The organism is Williamsia sp. 1135 (genome assembly GCF_002095395.1).
Taxonomy (GTDB): Bacteria; Actinomycetota; Actinomycetes; order Mycobacteriales; family Mycobacteriaceae; genus Williamsia.
The window spans coordinates 66,460-87,434 of the sequence record NZ_MJEI01000088.1 but is presented as its reverse complement, the minus strand read 5'-3'; the positions used below and the strand labels follow the sequence as shown (position 1 = coordinate 87,434).

Annotated in this window: 19 protein-coding genes and 1 tRNA gene; 13 read left to right on the top strand and 7 right to left on the bottom strand. The window is 66.4% G+C overall.

Annotation, left to right across the window (positions count from 1 at the left end; translation table 11 throughout):
• Nucleotides 1-96: 96 nt before the first annotated feature.
• Nucleotides 97-1,335, bottom strand: coding sequence for a glutaminase (locus tag BFL43_RS11865; protein ID WP_084892752.1), 1,239 nt, complete (start codon nucleotides 1,333-1,335; stop codon nucleotides 97-99).
• A gap of 163 nt (nucleotides 1,336-1,498) precedes the next feature.
• Nucleotides 1,499-1,570, bottom strand: a tRNA-Thr gene (locus tag BFL43_RS11860).
• A gap of 7 nt (nucleotides 1,571-1,577) precedes the next feature.
• On the opposite strand from BFL43_RS11860, the gene BFL43_RS11855 reads away from it, so the two are divergent.
• The 5 genes from BFL43_RS11855 to BFL43_RS11835 all read left to right on the top strand — a co-directional run bounded on the left by BFL43_RS11855 (nucleotide 1,578) and on the right by BFL43_RS11835 (nucleotide 8,061).
• Nucleotides 1,578-3,089 (top strand): threonine/serine exporter family protein, encoded by a 1,512-nt coding sequence (locus BFL43_RS11855; RefSeq protein ID WP_084892740.1) that lies wholly within the window; start codon nucleotides 1,578-1,580, stop codon nucleotides 3,087-3,089.
• Between the two features lie 25 nt (nucleotides 3,090-3,114).
• The gene (locus BFL43_RS28955; protein ID WP_168176622.1) at nucleotides 3,115-3,285 is read left to right on the top strand and encodes a hypothetical protein; all 171 of its coding nucleotides are present in this window, start codon (nucleotides 3,115-3,117) and stop codon (nucleotides 3,283-3,285) included.
• Between the two features lie 3 nt (nucleotides 3,286-3,288).
• The gene (locus tag BFL43_RS11845; protein WP_084892738.1) at nucleotides 3,289-4,770 is read left to right on the top strand and encodes a trehalose-6-phosphate synthase; all 1,482 of its coding nucleotides are present in this window, start codon (nucleotides 3,289-3,291) and stop codon (nucleotides 4,768-4,770) included.
• Between the two features lie 125 nt (nucleotides 4,771-4,895).
• Entirely contained in the window at nucleotides 4,896-7,454 is a 2,559-nt protein-coding gene (gene otsB, locus BFL43_RS11840; RefSeq protein ID WP_084892737.1) for a trehalose-phosphatase, read from the top strand.
• A gap of 94 nt (nucleotides 7,455-7,548) precedes the next feature.
• The gene (locus tag BFL43_RS11835; protein WP_084892736.1) at nucleotides 7,549-8,061 is read left to right on the top strand and encodes a hypothetical protein; all 513 of its coding nucleotides are present in this window, start codon (nucleotides 7,549-7,551) and stop codon (nucleotides 8,059-8,061) included.
• Between the two features lie 4 nt (nucleotides 8,062-8,065).
• Here BFL43_RS11835 and BFL43_RS11830 read toward each other — a convergent pair whose 3' ends face one another.
• The gene (locus tag BFL43_RS11830) at nucleotides 8,066-8,893 is read right to left on the bottom strand and encodes a transglutaminase family protein (RefSeq protein ID WP_084892735.1); all 828 of its coding nucleotides are present in this window, start codon (nucleotides 8,891-8,893) and stop codon (nucleotides 8,066-8,068) included.
• Nucleotides 8,894-8,930: 37 nt separating this feature from the next.
• Nucleotides 8,931-10,088: an ROK family protein gene (locus BFL43_RS11825; RefSeq protein ID WP_143695274.1), complete on the bottom strand. Its 1,158-nt coding sequence runs from the start codon at nucleotides 10,086-10,088 to the stop codon at nucleotides 8,931-8,933.
• Between the two features lie 43 nt (nucleotides 10,089-10,131).
• Between BFL43_RS11825 and BFL43_RS11820 the strand changes: the two genes are divergently transcribed.
• Nucleotides 10,132-10,899: an SDR family NAD(P)-dependent oxidoreductase gene (locus BFL43_RS11820; RefSeq protein ID WP_143695273.1), complete on the top strand. Its 768-nt coding sequence runs from the start codon at nucleotides 10,132-10,134 to the stop codon at nucleotides 10,897-10,899.
• A 178-nt stretch (nucleotides 10,900-11,077) separates the two neighbouring features.
• Entirely contained in the window at nucleotides 11,078-12,694 is a 1,617-nt protein-coding gene (locus BFL43_RS11815) for a DUF6777 domain-containing protein (RefSeq protein ID WP_084892733.1), read from the top strand.
• A 120-nt stretch (nucleotides 12,695-12,814) separates the two neighbouring features.
• Here the strand turns inward: BFL43_RS11815 and BFL43_RS11810 are convergent, their stop codons facing one another.
• The gene (locus tag BFL43_RS11810; protein ID WP_240498209.1) at nucleotides 12,815-14,128 is read right to left on the bottom strand and encodes an Ig-like domain-containing protein; all 1,314 of its coding nucleotides are present in this window, start codon (nucleotides 14,126-14,128) and stop codon (nucleotides 12,815-12,817) included.
• 78 nt (nucleotides 14,129-14,206) lie between these two features.
• Nucleotides 14,207-15,286 carry a UDP-N-acetylmuramate dehydrogenase gene (locus tag BFL43_RS11805; protein WP_084892732.1) on the bottom strand — a complete coding sequence of 360 codons (1,080 nt, stop codon included), beginning with the start codon at nucleotides 15,284-15,286 and terminating at the stop codon, nucleotides 14,207-14,209.
• On the opposite strand from BFL43_RS11805, the gene BFL43_RS11800 reads away from it, so the two are divergent.
• The 5 genes from BFL43_RS11800 to BFL43_RS11780 are packed head-to-tail and all read left to right on the top strand — an operon-like array spanning nucleotide 15,285 to nucleotide 19,257.
• The gene (locus BFL43_RS11800) at nucleotides 15,285-15,785 is read left to right on the top strand and encodes a DUF2505 domain-containing protein (protein ID WP_084892731.1); all 501 of its coding nucleotides are present in this window, start codon (nucleotides 15,285-15,287) and stop codon (nucleotides 15,783-15,785) included. The two genes, BFL43_RS11805 and BFL43_RS11800, sit on opposite strands and share 2 nt — an antisense overlap.
• A gap of 54 nt (nucleotides 15,786-15,839) precedes the next feature.
• Nucleotides 15,840-16,349, top strand: a complete 510-nt coding sequence (locus tag BFL43_RS11795; RefSeq protein WP_084892730.1) for a DUF2505 domain-containing protein — start codon at nucleotides 15,840-15,842, stop codon at nucleotides 16,347-16,349.
• A 43-nt stretch (nucleotides 16,350-16,392) separates the two neighbouring features.
• Nucleotides 16,393-17,145: an SAM-dependent methyltransferase gene (locus tag BFL43_RS11790; RefSeq protein WP_084892749.1), complete on the top strand. Its 753-nt coding sequence runs from the start codon at nucleotides 16,393-16,395 to the stop codon at nucleotides 17,143-17,145.
• A 50-nt stretch (nucleotides 17,146-17,195) separates the two neighbouring features.
• Nucleotides 17,196-18,026, top strand: a complete 831-nt coding sequence (locus tag BFL43_RS11785; protein WP_084892729.1) for a carbon-nitrogen hydrolase family protein — start codon at nucleotides 17,196-17,198, stop codon at nucleotides 18,024-18,026.
• Between the two features lie 46 nt (nucleotides 18,027-18,072).
• A complete protein-coding gene (locus BFL43_RS11780) occupies nucleotides 18,073-19,257 on the top strand; it encodes an LmeA family phospholipid-binding protein (RefSeq protein ID WP_084892728.1) in 1,185 nt (394 codons plus the stop codon).
• Nucleotides 19,258-19,355: 98 nt separating this feature from the next.
• Here BFL43_RS11780 and purU read toward each other — a convergent pair whose 3' ends face one another.
• Complete coding sequence (gene purU / locus BFL43_RS11775) at nucleotides 19,356-20,243, bottom strand: formyltetrahydrofolate deformylase (protein WP_084892727.1); 888 nt, start codon at nucleotides 20,241-20,243, stop codon at nucleotides 19,356-19,358.
• Between the two features lie 27 nt (nucleotides 20,244-20,270).
• On the opposite strand from purU, the gene deoC reads away from it, so the two are divergent.
• Entirely contained in the window at nucleotides 20,271-20,972 is a 702-nt protein-coding gene (deoC, locus tag BFL43_RS11770; RefSeq protein ID WP_084892726.1) for a deoxyribose-phosphate aldolase, read from the top strand.
• The last annotated feature ends 3 nt before the right edge of the window (nucleotides 20,973-20,975 follow it).

Genomic DNA, 20,975 nt, shown 5'->3' with positions numbered 1-20,975 from the left:
CGGCAGCCCATCGCCACAGACCCACACCCAGAACTTCATTTCGAAACAACCCGTATTCCCCTCCGAGGTCCCTGTGGGGGACGAGAATCGCCACGCTCACCGGGTCTGCGGATACGTCCCGTCACCGAGATCCGGATCGGGCAGTACACCGTCGCGGTCGATGAGCACCACGCCTCGACCGTCGAGACGGACTCGGCGCATGCCCTCGAGCACCATCCGCCTGCCGACATCGCTGAGCCGATCGACCCGGTTCAGGTCGAAAACAACTGTATTCGCGCCTGATTCGTCGAGCTCCAAGGCGTCGAGCACCGTTTCGGCGCCGGTGAACTGGACGACGCCCTGCAGCTCGAACACGAGCTCGTCGGAATCGCGGCGGACACTGCGCAGCACGGTGGATCCGTAAGGTTCGGCGTCCATCAGGTGCATGCCCATGTCGGCAGACATCCGCTGAAACATCTTCACCCCGCGCACGCTGTTGCCGTGCGCGTCGAGCCGCGGGGAGACGACCCCGATACCGAGCTGGCCGGGCAGTGAGCCCAGGAGGCCGCCTGCCACACCGCTTTTCGCCGGGATACCGACCGTGGTGAGCCAGTGGCCCGCGGCGTCGTACATACCGCAGCCGGTCATCACCGCCAGCGTCTGGCGGGCCACATCGGTGGCCACCACCCGGCGTCCGGTCACCGGGTGGACCCCGGCGTTGGCCAGGGTCGCGCCCATCACCGCGAGGTCCCGGACGGTCACCTTGATGGAGCACTGCCTGGTGTACCCCTCGACCACGTCATGGGCGTCGACATCGATAACCCCGTAGTTGCGGAGCATGTGGGCGATCGAGAGGTTGCGGTCGGCGGTGTCGAGTTCGGAGCGGCATACCGACTCGTCGATCGACAGCGTGCGATCGGCCAGCTCAGAGAAGAACTCCAGCGCACGATCGACCCGGTCCGTCACACTCGCGCCGGATTTCAGCAGCAAGAAATGGGTCGCGATGGCGCCGGCGTTGATCATCGGGTTCTTGGGCCGGCAGGAATCGCCCTCGAGGGACAACTCGTTGAACGCCTCCCCCGACGGTTCGACGCCGACGGTGTTCAGCACGGTGTCGAAGCCACGGTCGGTGAGTGCTGCGGCGTAGGCGAACGGTTTCGAGATGGACTGGATGGAGAACTCCACCTCGTCGTCGCCCGCCGAGTGGGTCCGTCCGTCCACGGTCGTCATCGCGACACCGAAGACGTCGGGGTTCGCGTTCGCGAGGTCCGGGATGTAATCGGCAACTGCGCCGTCACGGTCGTCGACGAGGCCGTCGAGGACCTCGCGCAGGTAATCAGGGACCGGCGATTTCACGCGAGAGACCTCCGAGATGCGGGTTGCGGCACCGACCGGAGACCGCACCGGTCAACCTAGCAATCGGCGATGAACTACAGGCGTGTCGGGAGGCACGTTGAAACCCCCAACAATGACTCCTACGCTGCACACGGGGTGCATCTACGGACGGTCGAAATCTCGGAGCCCCCTGTCAGGATTGAACTGACGACCGCTCGCTTACAAGGCGAGTGCTCTACCACTGAGCTAAGGAGGCAAACTGCGTGCGCGAGTATATCGCGAGTCTCGGTAAGCGCCTCGCCGGCAGTCGTCGAGCGACGATCGACACGATCGAGCCGTTCGAGCCGGCGGTGTCGCCGAGGCAGCCCGTCGACCTCACCAACGACGCGGCAGTCACCGAGGTCCTCGACCTCGCGATCAAGGTCGGGGCGGTTCTGCTCGACTCCGGAACCGGTGCCATCGACACCCAGACGCAGGTCCGATTCGTGGCGAGCATCTACGGCGTCGAGAACTGTGAGGTGGACGTCACCTACAACACGATCTGGGTCAGTGCCACCCGCGGCGGCGCGATGCCGCCGGTCACCGCGATGAAATCCGTCCACTACCGCTCGCTCGACTTCACCCGGCTCGCCGCGGTGGACCGCCTCGTGCGCAAGATCCGCAACCTGGCCATCGACCCCGATGAAGGCCATCAGGTGATCGACGCCATCATCGCCGCACCGCACCCGTACCGCCGCTGGGTCGCGACACTGGCGTGGTCGTCGATGGCCGCCGCGCTCTCGGTGTTGCTCGGTGGTGGCTGGCTCGTCGCGGTCGTCGCGTTTCTCACGACCGCGGTGATCGACCGCACCAACCGCCTGCTCAACAAAATCGGTACCCCACTGTTCTTCCAGCAGATGACAGGCGGTTTCATCGCCGTCATCCCGGCTGCGGTGGTCTATCAGAACCAGGAAGCTCTCGGACTCGACCTGATGCCGTCCCAGGTCATCGCCGCCGGCGTCGTGGTGCTGCTGTCCGGGCTCTCCTTGGTCGGCTCGGTGCAGGACGCCATCACCGGGGCACCCATCACCGGGTGCGCGCGGTTCTTCGAGCTCCTGATCATGACCGGCGGCATCATCAGTGGTGTCGGTATCGCCATCACGTTGATGGAGTCCACCGGCATCTTCCTACCCACCATCACCTCGACGACGTCGTTCGATCTCGCGACCACGCCGGCCAGGGTGATCGCCGGCGGTCTGGCCGCCGCCGCGTTCGCGCTGGCGAGTTACGCCGAGACCCGCGCCCTCCCGACCGCCTTCTTCGGCGGCGCGATGGGTGCGGCGATCGTCTCCGTCGCCAACCACTTCGCCGTCGGACCCGTCATCTCCGCAGGCATCGCCGCCGCGATGGTCGGCCTTGTCGGTGGTCTGCTCGCCCGCCGTGCGCTGACGCCGCCTCTGGTCGTGGCTGTCGCAGGAATCACACCGCTGCTACCCGGTCTGGCGATCTATCGCGGCCTCTACGGACTCCTCAGTCAGCAGACGCTCGAAGGCCTGACCGCGATCGGTTCGGCGATCGGTGTCGGCTGTTCCCTGGCCGCCGGGGTGACCCTCGGTGAGTTCATCGCCCGTACGCTGCGACGTCCGCGAATCTCGACCCGTCCGACCAGAGCTCTGTTCACCGCCCGCTCGGCCATCCGGCCGGGTCGGATGACGACCGATCCCGAAGCCGATCCCGATGCGGTGACCGAGCCGTTCCGCGAGATGGACCTGCGCCCCGGTCTTTCCGAGGGGTGACCTCGGCGCAGGTATCATGTTCGCCATGCCTGCCAAGACCAGCGACAAAACTGACATCTCTGACGAAGAAGACCTGGAACCCGTGGCTGACGAGACCGCTACATCGGCTCGTCGCGTGGTCGCCGCATACGCCGTCGACGCCGACGAATGCCGCATGTTGTTCTCGATGCTGGGTATCGCGCCGGACGAAGCCTGATTCGTGGCGCCCTCGCGAACGAAGAAAAAGTCAGACGACCGCGCCGACTTCGTCGTCGTCGCCAACCGACTCCCCGTCGACAAGGAGACCCTCCCCGACGGCTCCGTTCGCTGGAAGCGCAGCCCCGGAGGCCTGGTCACCGCGCTCGAACCGGTGCTGCGTTCGCAGACCGGCGCCTGGGTCGGATGGTCGGGCGTCCCCGACGCCGCCGAGCATCCCGAGGTCGACGACATACAGCTCTTCGCGGTGTCGTTGTCCACCCAGGAGATCGCGGACTACTACGAGGGCTTCTCCAACGCGACCCTGTGGCCGCTCTACCACGACGTCATCGTCAAGCCCGAGTACAACCGTTCGTGGTGGAACAGCTACGTCGCGATCAACCGCCGGTTCGCCGAAGCCGCATCGGAGGCCGCCGCCGAAGGCGCCGTGGTGTGGATCCAGGATTACCAGCTCCAGCTCGTCCCCAAGATGCTCCGGATGTTGCGGCCAGATCTGAAGATCGGCTTCTTCCTGCACATACCGTTCCCGCCGGTCGAGTTGTTCATGCAGATGCCCTGGCGCACCGAGATCATCGAAGGCCTCCTCGGCGCCGACCTCATCGGATTCCACCTGCCCGGCGGCGCGCAGAACTTCCTGTACCTCGCGCGCCGGCTCGCAGGCCAGGCCACGTCCAAAGGGCAGGTCGGGGTCCGCGCGAAGTTCGGTGTCGTGCAGGTCGGGTTCCGGACCGTCCGCGTCGGTGCGTTCCCCATCTCCATCGATTCGGGCGAACTCGACAACCGCGCGAAGTCCAAGGAGATCCGGACTCGCGCGACGGACATGCGCGCGGAACTCGGCAACCCGAAGAAGATCCTGCTCGGCGTCGACCGCCTCGACTACACCAAAGGCATCGACGTCCGCCTCAACGCGCTCTCCGAACTGCTCGAAGAGGGCCGCATCAACCCCGACGAGATCACGATGATCCAGCTCGCGACCCCGAGCCGCGAGCGCGTCGAGAGCTACATCAAGATGCGCGGCGACATCGAACAACTCGTGGGCAACATCAACGGCAACTTCGGCCGGGTCGGGCATCCGGTAGTCCAGTACCTGCACCATGGGGTGCCCCGCGACGAACTCGTCTCGTTCTACGTCGCGGCGGACGTCATGTTGGTCACGCCGCTGCGTGACGGGATGAACCTGGTCGCCAAAGAGTACGTCGCCTGTCGCAGCGATCTCGGAGGAGCGCTCGTACTCAGTGAGTTCACCGGCGCCGCAGCTGAATTGCGTCAGGCCTTCCAGGCAAACCCCTACGACACCGATGGCGTCAAAGAAGCCATACTGGCTGCCCTCGAACAAGACCCGGAAGAGGGCAAACGGCGGATGCGCGCGCTGCGCCGGCAAGTGCTCACCCACGACGTGCAGCGCTGGGCGAAGAGTTTCCTCGGAGCGCTCGGGGCAGACACCGACACGATGCCCGGCGGAAATCGCAGCCTCGACGTCGTCTGATCGGCCACCCGGGCGACCGCAGGTCCCGCCACGCCTGCCGATGGAACTGTGACGAACACGTCAATTCGCCCCACCGGGCGGCGCTGATTGGACGCCGCTGGGGTGGGCGGTCTTAGACTCGCGTAGTGAGTGCACAAGACCTCGTCCCGGAACTGCGGCGCGCCCTCAAAGCAATCGCACGTATGCCCAGGCTGTTGGTCGCCTCGGACTACGACGGCTGCATGGCGCCCATCGTGTCCCGCCCAGAAGACGCCCGGCCCAACGGCGATTCTGTGCGGGCGATGCGCGCCCTCGCCGAACTCGATTCCACCACCGCGGCCGTCATCTCCGGCCGCGCGCTGCGCGACCTCGCCACCCTGTCCCGACTGCCCGCCGAAGTGCACCTGGTGGGCAGCCATGGCAGTGAGTTCGACGTCGGGTTCGTCCACGAGATCACCCCGGCGGCCACCGAACTGCTCGAGACCCTGGTCGTGGAACTGCGCGCAATCGCCGCCGACTACGAGAACGTGATGGTCGAGACCAAGCCGGCGAGCACCGTGCTCCATTTCCGGAACGCCTCGACCACCGACGGCGACGCCGCCCTGCACCGCGTCCGGATCGGACCGGCCACCTGGGAAGGCGTGCAGGTCACCGAAGGCAAATCGGTCATCGAACTCGCCGTCATCGTCACCGACAAGGGACAGGCGCTCGACATCCTGCGCCACGAGGCCGGTGCCAGCGCCGCGATCTTCTTCGGCGACGACGTCACCGACGAAAAAGCGTTCCGCCGCCTGCACGGGCCAGATTTCGGCGTCAAGGTCGGCGAGGGCGACACCCTGGCGACCTATCGGGTCGACGACACCGAGCAGGTCGCCACCGCACTCGCATTCCTGGTCGAGGAACGCCGCAATTGGCTGCGAGGTGGCGCTGCGGTCCCGATCGAGCGGCTGACGATGCTCGCCTCCCCGCGCACGGTCGCGCTGGTCACCCCCGACGCCAAAGTCTGCTGGATGTGTCATCCCGAACCCGACTCCGCTGCACTGTTCGGCAGCCTGCTCGGCACCGACGAAGCCGGTGAGTTCGCGATCGGTCCTCTGGTCGAGGAGGGCAAGGCCGCTCCGCTGCCGTTGAGCCAGCGGTACATCGACAGCACGATGACCGTCCGCACCCGCTGGGCCGGACTCGAGGTCACCGACTACCTGCCGCACGACGTCCCGGTGGGCCGCACCGATCTGACCCGCGTCATCCGCGGCGAGGTGGCGGCGAGGATCCGGTTCGCGCCTCGTCCGGAGTTCGGGCAGGCTGCCGTCCGTATCGAGACCTTCGACGACGGACTACGGGTCTACGGCTCCAACGAACCGCTGGTGTTGCGGGCTCCCGGCGTCACCTGGGAGATCGAGAGCGACCGCCATCACCAGACCGCCACCGCAACCGTCGATCCATCGGCCGGCGAGATCATTCTCGAACTGCGATGTGGCACCGAAGATCTCGACATCCATCAGCCACCGGAGCACGAACGTCGCGCCGAGGCCGAGGCCTACTGGAGCGATTGGGCGAAGACGCTGGATCTACCCGGCATCAAACGCGACCTGATGAAGCGGTCGGCTTTGACGCTGCGCGGTCTGGTGCACGCCGACACGGGGTCGATCATGGCCGCCGCGACGACGTCGTTGCCCGAAGAGATCGGCGGCGTCCGCAACTGGGACTACCGCTACTGCTGGCTGCGCGATGCGGCATTGACTGCGTCGGCACTGGTCTCGGTCGGCTCCTACAGCGAGGCCGAAGGTTATCTGAGCTGGCTCCACCAGGTGTTGGGCACGCTCAGTGGACCCGAGTGGCTCCACCCGCTCTACACCCTTGCCGGCACCGGTCTTCCGCCTGAGGCGGTGATCGACTCCCTGCCCGGATACGCGGGGTCCCGCCCGGTGCGCGTCGGCAACGCCGCCAATCAGCAGGTTCAGCTCGACGTGTTCGGGCCGATCGTCGACCTCATCTCGACGCTGTCACATGCTCGCAAAGCGGCGGGTGATCCGACGCCACTGTCGGATGCGGACTGGGACCTGGTGCGCGACATGGTCTACGCCGTCGAACGCCGCTGGACCGAGCCCGACCACGGCATCTGGGAGATCCGCGGTAACCCACGGCATCACGTGTACTCCAAGGTGATGTGCTGGATGACGGTCGATCGCGCTCTCAAGCTCGGTGCCGAGTTCGACCGCGAGACGGAGCTGGGCTGGTCTGTCCTGCGCGACACCATCGCGCGACAGGTACTCAAGCAGGGCTGGAACGACAAGGCCAACTCCTACACCGCGGCTTACGAGGGTGTGGATCTCGACGCTGCGACCCTGCACATCGGGCTGGCCGGACTGATCGACCCGTCCGACCCCCGCTTCACCGCCACGGTCAACGCCACCGAGGCCGAATTGCGCAGCGGTTCAACGGTCTACCGTTATCACCACGACGACGGGCTGCCCGGCGGCGAGGGCGGCTTCCATCTCTGCGCGGCCTGGCTCATCGAGTCCTACCTGTTGATCGATCGTCGCGGCGACGCCGAGGCCCTGTTCGATCAGATGGTGAAGGCCACCGGGCCGACCGGATTGCTGTCGGAGGAATACGATCCGGTCGCCGAACGGGCCCTGGGCAATCACCCGCAGGCGTACAGCCATATCGGCCTGCTCCGATGTGCGCGTCTGCTGAACGGCTGAGCACGCAAGACCAAGCACTCTCCAAGCGAATCCCAAGCACCGCGCGGCACAGTGATCTCATGAGCCACCCGCCCCGCCACGCAAGGAGATACCCATGGGGATGTTCGACGTCTTCACAGGCACCAAACGACCGCCAGATGACACCCCCGTCCGCGCCCCTGGTGAGGTGTACGACGCCATCGTGGCGGTCAATCGTCCGACCGCGCCATTCGTGATCCGTGATGGCCGCGGCGACGGCGTCGACCTCATCGCCGAGTGGCGCATCGTCGATGCCCGCTGGTACGAGATCTTCGCGAAAGCCGGCCTGAGCAAGACCTTTCGGGTGCTCATGCAGCTCGATCCAGAGCGCCGCGAGGTGCGGGCCGTCGATCAGGAGTGGGAGGTCGAGTGGCGCGCGGGAGTCCCGTCGCTGCATGCAGCGGCGTCCGGATTCCGCGGCCAGAAGACATCGGTTCAATTCGGCACCGCCTATGCGTTCACCGAGGAACTCGAGTTCGGTCAGGTCTACAACTACCGCTTCAACAGCGGCGAACTGAAGAAGCCGATCCAGGAGGCCGTCGCCGCCGCCGGTTGGACGTACCGCGGCGTCGCATTCGGGAAGCTCTGAGGACTCAGCGGAGCTGAACCTGTTGACTCGGGTCATCGATGGGCAGATAGCCCGCGACGACAGCGCTGACCTGGTAGCTGTTCAGGATGACGTCGCCGCCGTGATTGTCGAGGAACGCGGTATCTGCGGCGTCGCGCCCGGTGGCGATGCGCAACAACGACTGACGGGGCGCGAGCCCGGTGGCGTCGACCACAACCCACCGATCGTCGATCATCGCCTCGGCCACGGCGTGGAAGTCCATCGGGAACAGGCCCGGCGCGTAGACGGCGACGAGACGGGCGGGTATTCCCAATCCGCGTAACAGAGCGACGACGAGATGAGCGAAATCGCGGCAGACACCGGCCCCCGACAACAGGGTGTCGACTGCGCCGTCGATCGGGTCGCTGGCACCGAAGATGTAGGAAAGTCGTTGTCGCACAAAGTCGGTCACCGCGATGAGCTGGTCGCCGGGGCTCGCCGTGGTGTCGAACTCACCGGCGGCGAACCCGAAGAACTTGTCGGCCTCGGCATACCGACTCGGCCGCAGGTAGAGCGAACGATCGAACTGCACCACCTCGACCGGATCGGCCGGGGTGTAGACGTTGGCCTTGTAGGTGACGTACAGATTGCCGGGCTCGGCGTGCAGCCAGTGGATGCGACTGCCGCTGGCGGTGACGATCTCTTCGGGAACAATTGTGTTGCCGTTCAACGTGATCGACAACTCTTCGTAGAGGTCGATCCCGGGGAGCTTCGCCACCGCGATCTGCAGTTCGATCTCCGTCGCCGCGTTGACCGCCACATCGAGATAGACCGACACATCACGCTGGGCACTCTGAGCGAACTCGACCGACATTGATGGGCGACCAATCCTTCCGAGATGAGCTGCCGAGTCAGGCTGTGTGGTTCTGCAAGGCACCGATGGGATCAGCGTAGAGCGCGCCGAGGGATACCACCACCGCAGCGCCCTCCTGCACCCGGGCGCCGAATCGCGGTGGAGACAGTTCGATGGTCGGCAACGAGGTCGCCCCGTCGAACGCCGATTGCACCGGCGCCAGCCCGTGAGGGTGCTCGGCGAACACCTGGCCCGCGAGAACCACCCGATCGGGGTTGATCAGGTCCCGCACCAACGCCACCATCTCGCCCAGGACCCGCGCCCGCTCGTCGAGCAACTCCCCGGCGTCCGCGCCTGCAGCCACCGCATCGTCGAACACCTTTCGGCCGACGACATCCTGCAGCGTCGATTGCGGCACACCCGTCAGCAGCGGCGCCGAGACCGGAAGGTGCCCGATGTTCCCGGGCCGATCGCGCACCCGGCCGTCGATGGTCGTCGCCAACCCGACCGTCTCCCTGACATAGAACAGCAGGTCGACGCCGGAGGTGTTCGGGTCGCCGGCGAGCAACAACTCCGCGGCCGCCATCGCCTGCACGTGTGGACTGACCGAGACCGGCAAACCGAGTTCATCCTCGAGGGCCTGGCCGACCGGCGCGCGGCACCAGCCGAGCTGCGCGTGGTCGACGCTGCCGTCCGAATGCACCTGTCCGCCCACCGCGGCTCCGGCCCAGAGGGCGGTGCGTTGGGTGAACGAGTCGGCGACGACGGCCGCGCGCCGGGCGATGAGGGCGAGCGCGGGGCCGGCGGGACCGGATGGGGTGGACATGGCAGCGGTCTGCAGCGGCCTACCTCCGAGATCCGCGACCATCAGCAGCGTGGATCTGGCACCGATGTGGATTGCGATCACACAGAATCGATCTCGATCCAGCATCAGCGGGACCTTCGGACGACCGATCGCTCCAGGGGCAATGAGGTCGGGGCGTTCACGGACAAGACCGAGCCGATCGAGCGTCTGGAGCTGGCGGTTCACCGTCGCCGCCGACAGCCCGGTGGCCTGCGGCAATCGGTCGCGCGTCACCGGCCCCTGGGTACGCACCGCCCGCAAGACGGCAGCCGCAGCGCCGTCGCCGCGCTCGAACGAGACGGTCCTGATCGATGACGCGGAGTTCGTGGGAGGGGCATCTCCTTCCCGTCCGATCACCGCGCGCGTCCCCATGGGGTCAAAACCTACCGGTCGCGGCGGCTCTAGGATGGAACCCATGACAGTTGCAACCACCGACGCGTCCAAATCTGGTGATCGCAAGGTCGCCGTAGTAACGGGAGCGAGTTCGGGAATCGGCGCCGCCACCGCGAAGGTGCTTGCAGCGCAGGGATATCACGTGGTCATCGGCGCACGGCGGGTCGACCGAATCGAAAAGCTGGCAGCCGAGATCAACGGAACGGCCATTGTCCTCGATGTGACCGACGAACAGTCCGTGGGCGCGTTCGTCGAGCAGATCCCCACGGTGGACGTGCTGGTGAACAATGCCGGAGGCGCCAAAGGACTGGCGACGGTCGCCGACGCCGACCTCGACGACTGGCGATGGATGTGGGAGACCAACGTCATCGGCACCCTGCGCATCACCAAAGCTCTGCTACCCAAGCTCATCGACTCCGGAGACGGGCTGATCGTCACCATCAGTTCGATCGCCGCGATCGAGGCCTATGACAACGGCGCCGGATATACGACGGCCAAACACGCCCAGGGCGTCCTACACCGGACGTTGCGTCCCGAGCTGCTGGGGAAGCCGGTGCGCCTGACCGAGATCCAGCCGGGAATGGTCGAGACCGAGTTCTCGCTGGTTCGGTTCGAAGGCGATGCGGAGAAGGCCGACAAGGTCTACGAGGGCTTGACCCCGCTGACTGCCGACGACGTCGCCGAGGTCATCGGATTCGTCGCGAGCAGGCCACCGCACGTCAACCTCGACACCATCCTGCTGATGCCCCGCGACCAAGCCTCGGCCCGCCGGAACATCAAAACCGGCTGACGGGTCGGGGCCACCGGCGCTGCTCGGGCCGGGCTGATTCCCTCGTACGATCAGATGAACATCGCGACCAGCTGTAACGACTTACCCACGCCGTCCGAGAACCAGACATAATCCAACATCGGGAAGTCCGGTTCGCCAGCATGTGGACCAGCGCCCGCACCGGACTTGGAGATGTCGAGTGAACTACCCCTATGGCGCGCCCGCCGGCCCTGTCAGCAATCCCCCGAACGATCGCAAACAGATCATCATCGTGCTCGCGGTCGTCGCGGCGCTGCTGCTGACCTTCCTGGGGATCGGCGCGGTGTACCTGACCTCCGGTTCGAGCAAGGTGAAGGCCTCGCCGGCGCCGGAACTCGTGTTGGAGGCGATGAACAGCAACGGACTCGATCCGTTCGCGCCGTCGGTCGCGGTGAGCAATCGCCCGCTTGACGCCAACGCCCGCAACCTGGCGCCACAGGGCCCGGTCACACCACGCGGCGTCCAAGCCGTAGAAGGCACGACCGCCGGCCTCTACGGCGGCACCGGCGAAGCCAGTTGCGACACCGCCGCGTTGGCCAACTTCCTGGCGAACAACCCGGGCAAGGCCGCGGCGTGGGCGAGCGTATTCGGAATCGGCGTCGACCAGATTCCCTACTACCTCGACACCCTGACGCCCGTCGTGCTCACCCACGACACCTGGGTCACCAACTACAGCTACGAGAATGGTGTCGCAACGCCGTTCCAGTCGGTGCTGCAGGCCGGTACTGCCGTGCTCGTCGACAGCTACGGCATCCCACGCGTGCGATGCGCCTGCGGAAACCCGCTGTCACCGCCCGCGGGCACCCCGCTGTCCGGGTACCGCACCGTCGGCTCCCCCTGGGACTACTACGCACCTCGCCAGGTCGTCTACGTGAACTACCACAATGAGCACACGACGATCATCAACAACACGACAACCGTTGTGGCCGCGCCGAATCCGGCTCCAGCGCCCGCCTCGCTGACCCTTCTCGACCTGAACACGCTGCAACCCGTGTTGCGTACTGTCGGCGGGATCCTGAACCTGGCCGGGCTGCCGCCGCTGCAGGGCGCCCTGCCGACACCGGCGTCGTTGAACACCCCGTTCGTCAGTCCTGACCCCGAGGTGCAGACCGCGAACGGTGTCCAGGCCGACGGTCAGCCCGCCGAGAATGTCCTGCGCCAGGCCGCTGAAGCGACGGACTCCGAGACGTCATCCGTGGCGGCAGCTGAATCGGCTGGCCCGCAGGAGGGTTCGCCGAGTGTCGACGCGAGCGCTCAAGCCCCGGTCGACCCGAGCGTCCCCGCTGCGCCGGGAGAAAGCAGCGCTGCGCAGGCACCACCGGCCCCGGCTGCGCCTGCAGCCCCGACCAGCGCCGCACCGACACCGACCGTGTTCACCGGCACCGGAGACATCGTCTCGAGTCTGACATTCACCGTGGATGGAACGCAGGTGAGCTGTTCGGTGCCCGACGTGACCGCGCCGACGGCCGGACTCATCTGCACCGACGGCATTGCCCGCACGGTGTCCAGTAGCTACCTGCAGACATCGTCGGTCACCTCCGGTACCGATGCGGCGGGCGTCTGGACTGTTCCACTGACCAGCAGCGCCGGCGTCGAGCGGGTCACCGTGCTCTCGGCCACGTGGACCCTCATCCCGACGCCGACGGTGGAAGCGCCCGCTCCCGCCCCGGCTCCTGCCACGGAGACGGCCCCGACCGAGACGGCGACAACTGCACCCGAGACGACAACGGAGACAACTGCTCCCACGTCCGATACGTCGGCGCCTGCAGTTCCTTGATCGTCTGAGGTCGGCGCCGCTCGCGGCGAGACAGCACCGAATTCGGCCCCGTACCGAGTGTCCGAGGGAAGATATCCCTCGCTCACTCGGTACGGGGCCGAATGTGGTGAAGCGTGTCGGTCAGCCGACCGGTGTCTGCCGCGACCCCGAGTTCTGCGGAGTTGTCGGGATGCCCGAGACATCCGGAGCGTCCTTCGGTGTCGCCGGAGCCGACTTCACATCGGGCTCGCCTGCGAGCGCCGACATCGACTTCCACGTCTCCCAGTCGTAGATCCAGTCATAGATGTCGCCGTCCGCCTCCGACAGCGGGATGCGAGTGTTGGTGACCTCCACCGGATCGCCGTACATCGCGGTGGCGAAATACTGCGACGCGTTGTCGAGCGAGAGGTTGATGCAGCCGTTGGTGACGTTCGACGAGCCCTGGACGCCAACGGTATCCGGGTTCGCGTGGATGAACTCGCCGTTGTTGGAGATACGCACGGCGTAGCGCTCGCGGACGTTGAAGTATCCGGCCGCGGGATTGCTCATGTAGAAGTCTTCGTGCTTCTCGCTGACGACGTGGATACCCGACCGCGTGACGTTGCGGTCGAGGTCGCCCTCGCCGTAGCTGCACGGCAGGGTCATCAGGGTGTTGCCGTCGTTCTGCACCACGATCTGGTGGGAGTCGGCGTCGGCGAGGACAACCTGGTTGCGGCCGATGACGAAGTCGCTGGTGACGTCGGCCTCGCCGTAGTATCCGTCGCCGTGGTCGAGTCCGTAGAGTTTCGCGACCATCGAGACCTTCGTGCCCGGCTGGTAGTACTCCTTGGTCCGCCAATGGACGCGCGATCCGCCGTCTTCGCCGAGCCATGCCCAGCTGCCCTCGGTCTCGGGCGTCGTGGTGACCTTGAGGGCCTGCTCGACGGCCTTCTTGTCATTGACGACTTCGTCGAACGTCAGGATGAGCGGGGTCGCGACACCGACTTCCTGGCCGTCTGCGAGGTTGACCACGAGCCCGATCTGGTTCTCCGGCGTCACGGTGGCAAAGGTGCCAGCGAGCGGGACAGCACGACGATCGTTGCCCATCGCAGAACCGGACCATGTGTACTGGCCGCCGTAGCCGAGTGGCTCGGTGACGGTGAAGGTCTTACGGTCCTCCGACATCGCGCCGGTCACGACCCGACCGCTGGCATTGGTCAGCTTCACATCCGGGTTCAGCACGCCGTCGGTGACCTTGACCGAGACCTCCACGATCGGGGAGGCGTCGGTGGTGTCGAGCGGCGGGCTGTAGGTCACGGTGGCATCAGGATCCGAGGGTGCCTTGCTCTCCTGGGCCGCGTCACCGGACTTGTTGTCACTGCTGCAGGCTGCTGCGGTCACTCCGGCCGCGCCGACGGCGAGAGCCGTGAGGGCCGATCGCCTGGACAGCATGAGGCGGTCACGGTATTCACTCATGCACGAAACATTACCTGTAGCCCGGAACTCTAATCCTCCACGAAGGCTGCCGCGGGGCCCACGACCAGCGCAACAGCGTCAGAGGGTGCATCCCACCAGCACAGGTTCGGGTTCCAACCACAACCCGAACCTTTCGTGAACTCCGTCACGGACCCGCTTCGCGAGCTCGACGATGTCTTCCGCACGAGCCTCGCCCCTGTTGGTGATCGCCAGTGAATGCTTCGTCGACAGGCGCGCCGGTGCACCGGAATCCGGAAATCCCCTGGCGAAACCAGCGCGCTCGATCAGCCAGCCGGCCGACAACTTGACGCCCAGATCGGCGGGGAACTGGGGAACCGTCGCCTCGGCGCCGAGCTCCTCGACGATCCTGGTCAGCACCTTCGGGAGATGCTCCTGGGGCACAATCGGATTGGTGAAGAAGGAGCCGACGCTCCACGTGTCGTGGTCATCAGGGTCCAGCACCATGCCCTTGCCCGAACGCAGCCCCAGCACCGCCGCCCGCACGTCCGCGGCCGGTGCCCGCTCCCCCTCGGCCACGTTCAGTGCCCCGGCCAGCTCGCGGTACCTGATCGGCTCGCTCAGACCGTCCTCGTGTAGCCGGAACGACACCTGTACCACCAGTTCATCGTTGCGCCGCTTGAGCCGGCTGGTGCGGTAACCGAGTTCCAGGTCGCCGACGTCCACCCAGTTCAGGCCACCCGAGCGGCGATCGAAGATCTGCACCGACCGCAACAACGACCCGACCTCGACGCCGTACGCCCCGACATTCTGCACCGGGGTCGCGCCTGCCGCGCCCGGGATCCCGGACAGGCACTCGAGACCACCGAACCCTCGCTCGATACTCTCCGCGACCAAGTCGTCCCAGTTCACCCCGGCCCCGGCGGTCACGTGGTCCGATCGCCAATCGGTCTCGGTGTTCGCGATCTGCACCACCGTGCCGTCGAATCCGTCGTCGCTGATCACGAGGTTCGATCCGCCACCCACCAGCAGCACCGGCGTCCCGGCCGCATCCAGGTCGCCGACGGTCTGGATCAGCGAATCGGCGTCGGTACAGCGGACGAAGTTCTTGGCGGGACCACCCACCCGCAAGGTGGTGATCTGCGACAGCGGCAGGGAGTTGTCATGTGTGACCACCCGGCAACGGTAGCCTGCATCCATGGCGACCAAGCTTCGGCATTCCCTCGACTTTTCCTGTCCCCCGGCTCAGTTCGCCGCGGCGATCACCTCAGAGCAGTATTGGCGCGATCTGGTCGCCAATGTCGCGGCCGATGTGTCCGAACTCGAGTCGTTCACCGCGACCGACGACGAGGTCCGGGTCGTCCTGCAACAGCGCGTCCCCGAGAAGAATCTCCCGTCGGTGATCACCAAGATCCGCAAAGGTGACCTCGAGATCGCGCGCACGGTGGTGTGGTCGGTGGACGGAGACGAGGTCACCAACGGCACCTTCTCCGCGGTCGTCACCGGCGCACCCGCGAAGGTCAACGGCACTCAGACCCTGGTGTCCACGGCTACCGGGGCGCAGGTGATCTTCGACGGTTCGGTCGAGGTGTCGATTCCGTTCGTCGGCGGAAAGATCGAGAAGCAGATCGCGAAAGAAGTGCAGGCACTCATCGACGCCGAGCGCGACTACACGGTCAACTGGATCGGACAGCAGTGAGCGGACACCAGGTGCCTCCGGGTCGAGCGTTCCTGGCACGTTAGGCTTTGCCCCATGGCACGCCGTCTGTCCTACTCAGCCCGTTACCACCATCCCGCCGAGAAGGTCTATCAAGCGCTGTCGATGCGAGAGTTCTGGGACGCGCAGATGGAAGAGTTCCGGAAGCTGACGCCACAGTCCGAGATCGAGACCTACACGGTGGACGTCAACGGTATCGACGTCGTTCTCAAGCAGGTGCTACCACGCACCGAGCTTCCGGCAATCGCTCAAACGGTGATGTCGAAGGACATGATCATCACCCGCACCGAGGCTCTCGGCCCGTTCGATCCGGAGAACACCAAGGGCACGTACGCCGCGTCGATCCCCGCGGGCCCCGGGAGTCTGACCGGCACGCAGGAACTCTTCCCGACCGACACCGGCTGCACCATCCGCCGCACCACCGAGGTCAAGGTCTTCATCCCGTTCATCAACGGCAAACTCGAACAGATGATGCTGGTGAACCTGGTCGACCTGTTCCGCGGTGAGGCGGAATTCACCTCAGGGTGGATCGACGCCAACCTCTGACGGGCCTGTCCGCGCCGGCAGTGCGGGCCGTCCCGACGGAACGATCACGCGGGGCACCACCGGTATCAACCGACTTCGGCGGATAGACCGCTGGATCACCCACCACAGCGAGATCGTGGCGGTGCTGTCCGACGCCGCGACGCCGCTGGCCGTCGACCTCGGATACGGCGCCCGTCCCGACACCGCCATCGAATTGGCAGCCCGGCTGCGGGCCAGGGTGCCCGCCGTCCAGATGGTCGGCCTCGAGATCGACCCTGCCCGCGTGGTGCCTCCGCAGGCGGGAGTCCGCTTCGCGGTGGGTGGCTTCGAGCTGGCGGGTCTGCGACCCCACCTCGTCCGTGCGTTCAACGTCTTGCGCCAGTACGACGAATCCCAGGTGCCGGCCGCATGGTCGCGGATGCAACGACAGCTGGGACCAGGTGGGTTCATCGTCGAGGGCACCTGCGACGAACTCGGCCGTCGCTGCTGCTGGATCCTGCTCGATGAACACCGGCCGCTGACGTTCACGCTCGCCTGGGATCCGCTGCACAGCCAGCGGCCGTCGGACCTGGCCGAGCGCCTGCCGAAGGCGCTGATCCACCGCAACATCCCCGGCGAACCCGTACATCAGTTGATCCGCACCCTGGATCGCTGCTGGGACATCGCGGCCCCGTTGGCGCCGTTCGGTCCGCGCCAACGGTGGCTCCGGACATTGGAGTTGTTACCTGACAATGGCATCCATCCACTACCCGACAGACGCCGACACCGCGACAACGTCCTGACCGTCCCGTGGGACCAGGTCGCCCCGTCCTCCTGACCCCCGCCGACCGTGCCCTTACCGACGATGAACGGTCGTAGGGTGGTCGTATGCGTATCGCCTTGGCCCAGATCTCCAGCGGCACCGATCCAGACAAGAACCTCGCGCTGGTCGCTGAACAGACGTCCGCTGCGGCCGCCCTGGGTGCTGACCTGGTGATCTTTCCCGAAGCGACCATGTGCCGGTTCGGCGTGAAGCTCGGGCCGATCGCGCAGCCACTCGATGGACCGTGGGCGCAGGCTGTCGCTCAGATCGCCGCCGACAATGCGGTCTCGGTGGTCGCCGGCATGTTCACCCCCGGCGACGGCGGACGGGTGCGGAACACCCTCGTGATCGCCGGACCCGGCGGCGCGATCTCCGGTTACGACAAGATCCACCTGTACGACGCGTTCGGGTTCGAGGAGTCTCGCACGGTGCAGGCGGGCGATCGGGCGCACTCATTTCGGGTCGGCGACGTCATGATCGGCACCGCCACCTGTTACGACATCCGGTTTCCGACACTGTTCACCGCCCTCGCCGATGGCGGCGCCACCCTCATCGTCGTCCCGACGTCGTGGGGCAGCGGTCCGGGCAAGCTCGAGCAGTGGCGGACGCTCGCCGCCGCACGGGCCCTCGACAGCGGGTGTTTCGTCGCAGCGGTCGGACAAGCCGTCCCGAACGACCCCGAGGTGGCCGATTCCTCGGCCCCCACCGGTATCGGACATTCCATCCTGGCCGGACCGTTCGGCACGGTGCACACCGAGTTGGGCGACCAACCGGAGCTCGCGGTTCTCGACCTCGACTTCGGCGAGGTCGAGCGGGCCGGGGCCTCAATTGCGGTGTTGTCCAACCGGCGGGACGTGAATTCCGCGGCGATGACCTGCGCCGACTCCGATACTTAGCCAACTCTTACCATCTGCGACGTCCCACCGGGCATCATCGACGGTGATGAATAACCGCGAAGATGCCGAATCCAACCCGGCCGGGGGGCCGCCTGAATCAACCACCGGTCCCGCCGAGGGCTCCGATCTGACCAAGCCGGCAGCCCCTGCCGACCCACCCCCTCCGGATGCGCCGGTTCCCGGGATACCCGAGAATCAGGCGGGTGACCCCAGTCCAGCCACGGACCAGTTCGCACCGGTCCCACCCGGCTCGGTGCCGCAGGCCTACACGCAGGAGCGCCACGACACCGCGCAACTCGACGTGCCCCCGGATGAAGTGCACCGGGATGGTTTTGCGCCCTACTCAGGTCCCCCATCCGACGGGCCACCGCCCAACGGTCCAGGCCCTGACGGTGGCGGAGTCTCGCCGCAGCGCCCGAAACGGCGGAAGGGCTTGATCGCGGGAGTGGTCGCCCTCAGCATCGTGCTGTTGCTGGTGATCTCCGGCGTCGGCAGCGAACTGTATCTGCGGAGCAAGGCGAAGGACTGCATGGAGCAGTCGTTCGGTGAGCTCACCGGCGCTTCGACCTCGGTGTCGCTCAGCAAACAGCCCATGCTGTTCCAGTGGGTGTCCGGCAAGATCCCCTACGTGCAGGTCGACACCAGCGACGAGGGTGATTCGGACATGAAGCTGCACGCCAGGGGCGACGACATCACCACCGGTGACAACACCACTACCATCGGTGGGCTCAAAGGCGAGGGCTACGTCCCGTTCGGCCGGATCATGGAGCTGAGCCAGCAGGACACCACCGCGCAGCCGACCGCACCCACTCCGGATCAGGGTGGCGGACTGACCGGGCTCCTCGGTTCGATCGGTGGCGGGATGACCGTCGAGTCGGTCACCGGGAACGCCGCGGCCGGCACCGTCACCCTCAAGGCCAGCTTCTCGTTGCTCGGCATCCCGATCCCGGCCGAGACCGAGCTCAAGCCGGTCACGCAGAACGGCAAGCTGACGTTCGAGGTGGTCAAAGCCAGTGCACTGACTCTCGGAATCCCCAACTCATGGGCGCAAACCCTGGTCGATCAGGTCAGCGCCGGGATGTTCCCGCCGCTGTTCGACGACGTCAGCTTCGACAGGCTGAGCGTCTCCGACAAGGGTGTCGAGTTCGCGTTCTCCGGCAACGACATCGCGTTGACCCAGGAGAATGTCGGCGCCTCGGATTCGGACGCCGAGAACTGCAGCGTCGTCTGACCCGGTTGCGCTGATCGCTTCAGCCGCGCCACCCGTGATTGCGCCGCCCATCCGCTGTTGCGGGTGGGCGGCGCAAACTTCGGCGGGTGGTGCGGCGATCAGCTGAAGACGACGGTCTTGCGACCGTGCACCAACACCCGGTCCTCCAGGTGCCAGCGCAAGCCCCGGGCCAGGACCAGCTTCTCGATGTCCCGACCTTGCCGCACCATGTCGGCGACCGTGTCCGAGTGATCGACGCGGATGACGTCCTGCTCGATGATCGGTCCGGCGTCGAGCTCACCGGTGACGTAGTGGCAGGTGGCGCCGATGAGCTTCACGCCCCGCTGGAACGCCTGGTGGTAGGGCCTCGCCCCGATGAACGACGGCAGGAAGCTGTGGTGGATGTTGATGGCCTTGCCCGCCCAGTGCTCACACAGGTCCTCGGGAACGATCTGCATGAACCGGGCCAGCACCACCGCGTCCGGGTTGTGACTGTCCACCAGTGCGCGCAGTTCCTCGAAAGCGCCGGCCTTGTCGGTGCCGAACGGGATGTGATGGAACGGGACGCCCATCCGGGTGCTGAAATCTTCGAGATCGCGGTGATTGCCGATGACGGCGTTGATCTCCGCTGGTAGCTCTCCCCGGTACGAGCGGCCCAGCAGATCCCCGAGGCAGTGCCCCTCCTTGCTCACCAGCAGGACGGTCTTCTTCGGAACGGCCGAATCACTCACGCGCCACTCGGTTTCCGACCCCAGTCCGGCCACCACCTCGGCGGCGAAGCGCTCGCGCAGCTGCTCGACCGTGACGGACACCGAATCCGCACGCACGGCCTGGCGCGTGAAGAACCAGCCGGTGTCAGGATCCGAGTGGTAGGCGGCCTCCACGATCCAGCCCCCGATGTCGGCGAGAAAACTCGAGATCTTTGCGACGATGCCGGTCGTGTCGGGGCAGCCGAGGGTCAGCACGTACCGGTGGTCGGCGCCATTTGCCGGCGAGAGTGTGGTCACAACCAAACAGTGTGCCAAGCTCGGATCATGTCCGACACCGCGCCCGGCCGCAGCGGCCTGCACCTGACCCGTTCAGTGGTCGCCGCCCTGGTCGACCACACCCTGCTCAAACCCGAGGCGACCCGCGCCGATGCCGAGGCCACCGCCGCAGAAGCGGCCGACCTCGGAGTGCTCGCGGTCTGCCTGTCGCCGTCGATGCTGCCGATCGACACCGGCGCTCAGCTCAGCTGCGTGGTGGCCGGCTTCCCGTCCGGAAAGCACCATTCGTTGGTCAAGGCGTCGGAGGCCAAACTCGCGGTCGATTCCGGGGCGCAGGAGATCGACATGGTCATTGATGTCGGCGCCGCGGTGGACGGCAAGTTCGACGAGGTGTTCGCCGACGTCCTCACCGTTCGGCAGGCGATCGGGAACGACGTCACGCTCAAGGTGATCATCGAATCGGCGGCCCTGCTGGCCCTGGCCGGGCCGCAGACCGTCACCGATGTCTGCAAGGTCGCGGTCAAAGCGGGCGCCTCGTTCGTCAAGACCTCCACCGGCTTTCATCCCGCAGGTGGTGCCAGTGCCGAGGCCGTGACCTTGATGGCCGCGGCGGTGCCCGCCACGGTCGGGGTGAAGGCCAGCGGGGGGATCCGTACCGCGGAGTTCGCGGCGGAGCTGATCGCCGCAGGCGCGACGCGCCTCGGGCTCTCCGGGTCGCGCGCTGTGCTGGAGGGTTTTCCGCAGGCCTGAACG